This window comes from Sphingomonas sp. (genome assembly GCF_035555815.1).
In the GTDB taxonomy this organism is placed as follows: domain Bacteria; phylum Pseudomonadota; class Alphaproteobacteria; order Sphingomonadales; family Sphingomonadaceae; genus Sphingomonas.
Genome location: NZ_DATMGG010000194.1, coordinates 1 through 2,800, shown reverse-complemented (window position 1 = coordinate 2,800; position 2,800 = coordinate 1). Strand labels below are relative to the sequence as shown.

Below are 2,800 nucleotides of genomic sequence, written 5' to 3'. Positions count from 1 at the left end.
GTCCGGGCGGAGGCGCGCGCGCTGCCGGTAGCGCAGGCCCAGGCCGCACTGTCGGTCGAGGATCCCGCCGCCGCCGCGCGGCTGCGCCCGACCGATACCACCCGCGTCGCCCGCGCGCTGGAGGTGGTGCGCGCGACCGGTCGCCCGCTCGCCGACTGGCAGGCGGAGCGGGTCGGCGGCATCGCCGGTGCCTATCGGCTCGTCCCGACGATCCTGCTGCCCGATCGCGCGTGGCTGGTGGCGCGCTGCGACGCGCGGCTCGAGGCGATGTTCGACGGCGGCGCGGTTGAAGAAGTCGCCGCACTGCAGCGCAGATCCCTGCCCGATGCCGCCCCGGTGCTTCGCGCGATAGGCGTACGCGAAATCGCCGACTGGCGGTCGGGCAAGCTCACCCGCGAACAAGCGCTCGCCCAGGCGCAGGCGGCGACGCGGCAATATGCGAAGCGGCAATATACATGGTTCCGTAATCAGCCCCCGGACGACTGGGCCCGCGTCACGGGATTGGTTACAACAGAAACGATCGATGACATTGAAATAAGATTACGCCAATAGCCGTTGACACGTAGTTTTCCTGCGACTAGCAGGCCCCTCCACGCCGGCGCGATATTGCGCCTGCGAACGTGTGTGTGAGGGAGCGAGACGTGGCAGAGAAGAGCGGAGCCGATATCCTGGTCGAGGCGCTGTGCGATCTCGGCGTGGAGGTCGTCTTCGGCTACCCGGGGGGCGCGGTCCTTCCGATCTACGACGCGCTGTTCAAGCAGAAGAAGATCCGCCACATCCTCGTCCGCCACGAACAGGCGGCGACCCACGCGGCGGAGGGTTATGCCCGCTCGACAGGCAAGCCGGGCGTGGTGCTCGTCACCTCCGGCCCCGGCGCGACCAATGCGGTGACGGGCATCACCGACGCGCTGATGGATTCGATCCCGATGGTGGTGATCACCGGCCAGGTGCCGACCGCGCTGATCGGCACCGATGCGTTCCAGGAGGCGGACACCGTCGGCATCACGCGGCACTGCACAAAGCACAATTATCTGGTGAAGGATCCGGCGCGGCTGGGCGCGGTGGTGCATGAGGCGTTCCACATCGCCACGTCCGGCCGCCCCGGTCCGGTGGTGATCGACATTCCCAAGGACGTCCAGGTCGCGACCGCCACCTACCAGAAGCCCGGCCCGATCCAGCACAAGACCTATCGCCCGCAGATCAAGCCCGATCTCAAGGCGATCGAGACGGCAGTCGACATGCTCGCCGCCGCCGAGCGCCCGGTGTTCTACACCGGCGGCGGCGTGATCAACGCCGGCCCCGCCGCCTCGCAGATGCTGCGCGAACTGGCGAAGATTTCCGGCGCGCCGGTCACCTCGACGCTGATGGGTCTGGGCGCCATCCCCGCCTCCTCGCCGCAATGGCTGGGGATGCTGGGGATGCACGGCACCTATGAGGCCAATTGGGCGATGAACCAGGCCGATCTGGTGATCGCGATCGGCGCGCGGTTCGACGATCGCGTCACTGGCCGGCTCGATGCGTTCAGCCCCAACAGCCGCAAGGTCCACATCGACATCGACCGCTCGTCGGTGAACAAGACGGTGCGGATCGACCTGGCCATTGTCGCCGACGCCGGCCATGCGCTGGACGCGATGGTCAAGCTGTGGAAGGCGCGCCAGCACCCGAAGCCCGATCTCGGCGAATGGTGGCGCCGGATCGAAGGGTGGCGCGCGGTGCGCTGCCTCGATTTCGCGGAGGGCGGCGACGCGATCATGCCGCAACGCGCGATCCGCGCGCTGTACGAGGCCACCAAGGCGCGTGCGCCGATCATCTCGACCGAGGTCGGCCAGCACCAGATGTGGGCCGCGCAGCATTTCGGGTTCGAGGCGCCGAACAAATGGCTCACCTCGGGCGGGCTCGGCACGATGGGCTATGGCCTTCCCGCCGCGATCGGCGCGCAGCTCGGCAATCCGGGTGCGCTGGTGATCGACATCGCCGGCGAAGCGTCGATCCAGATGAACATCCAGGAACTGGGCACCGCCACCCAGTATCGCCTGCCGGTCAAGGTGTTCATCCTCAACAACGAATATATGGGGATGGTCCGCCAGTGGCAGGAACTGACCTATCAGTCGCGCTATTCGGAGAGCTATTCGGATTCGCTCCCCGATTTCGTTCGGCTAGCGGAAGCCTATGGCTGGAAGGGCATCCGCATCGACGCGCCGGGCGAACTCGATGACGGCATCGACGCGATGCTGGCGCATGACGGGCCGGTGATGGTCGATTGCCGCGTGGCGAAACTGGCCAACTGCTTCCCGATGATCCCATCGGGCGCCGCGCATACCGACATGATCCTCCAGGCCGCCGAAGTGTCCGGCGAAATGGACGACGAAGCCAAGGCGCTGGTCTGATCCCATGCATATCAAGGAAGAATCCGTCGGGCGGCACACGCTCGCCATCCTGGTCGACAACGAACCTGGCATCCTCGCCCGGATCGCCGGCCTGTTCACCGCGCGCGGCTATAATATCGAGAGCCTGACGGTCAGCGAGATTAGCGACGATCACCTGATCAGCCGGATCACCATCGTCACCTCGGCGTCGGCCCCGGTGATGGAACAGATCATCGCCCAGCTCGATCGGCTGGTGCCGGTGCACAAGGTGACCGACCTGACCGCGCTCGGCCCCCACGTTGAGCGCGAGTTGGCGCTGGTCAAGGTGCGCGGCACGGGCGACCACCGGATCGAGGCGCTGCGGCTGGGCGAGGTCTATCGCGCCCGCGTGGTCGACGCGACCACCGCCAGCTTCGTGTTCGAGGTGACCGGCG

At 67.1% G+C, this 2,800-nt stretch carries 2 protein-coding genes and 1 pseudogene; all 3 read left to right on the top strand.

From position 1 onward, the window contains the following. Positions 1-552 (top strand): annotated as a pseudogene (locus VNR91_RS11220) (tRNA (adenosine(37)-N6)-dimethylallyltransferase MiaA); the annotation flags it as partial. A gap of 89 nt (positions 553-641) precedes the next feature. Further along, on the top strand, positions 642-2,387 hold the full coding sequence (locus VNR91_RS11215) for an acetolactate synthase 3 large subunit (RefSeq protein ID WP_325490856.1): 1,746 nt from the start codon (positions 642-644) through the stop codon (positions 2,385-2,387). A gap of 4 nt (positions 2,388-2,391) precedes the next feature. Next, a partial coding sequence (ilvN, locus tag VNR91_RS11210; RefSeq protein WP_325490855.1) for an acetolactate synthase small subunit occupies positions 2,392-2,800 on the top strand: 409 nt, incomplete at its 3' end.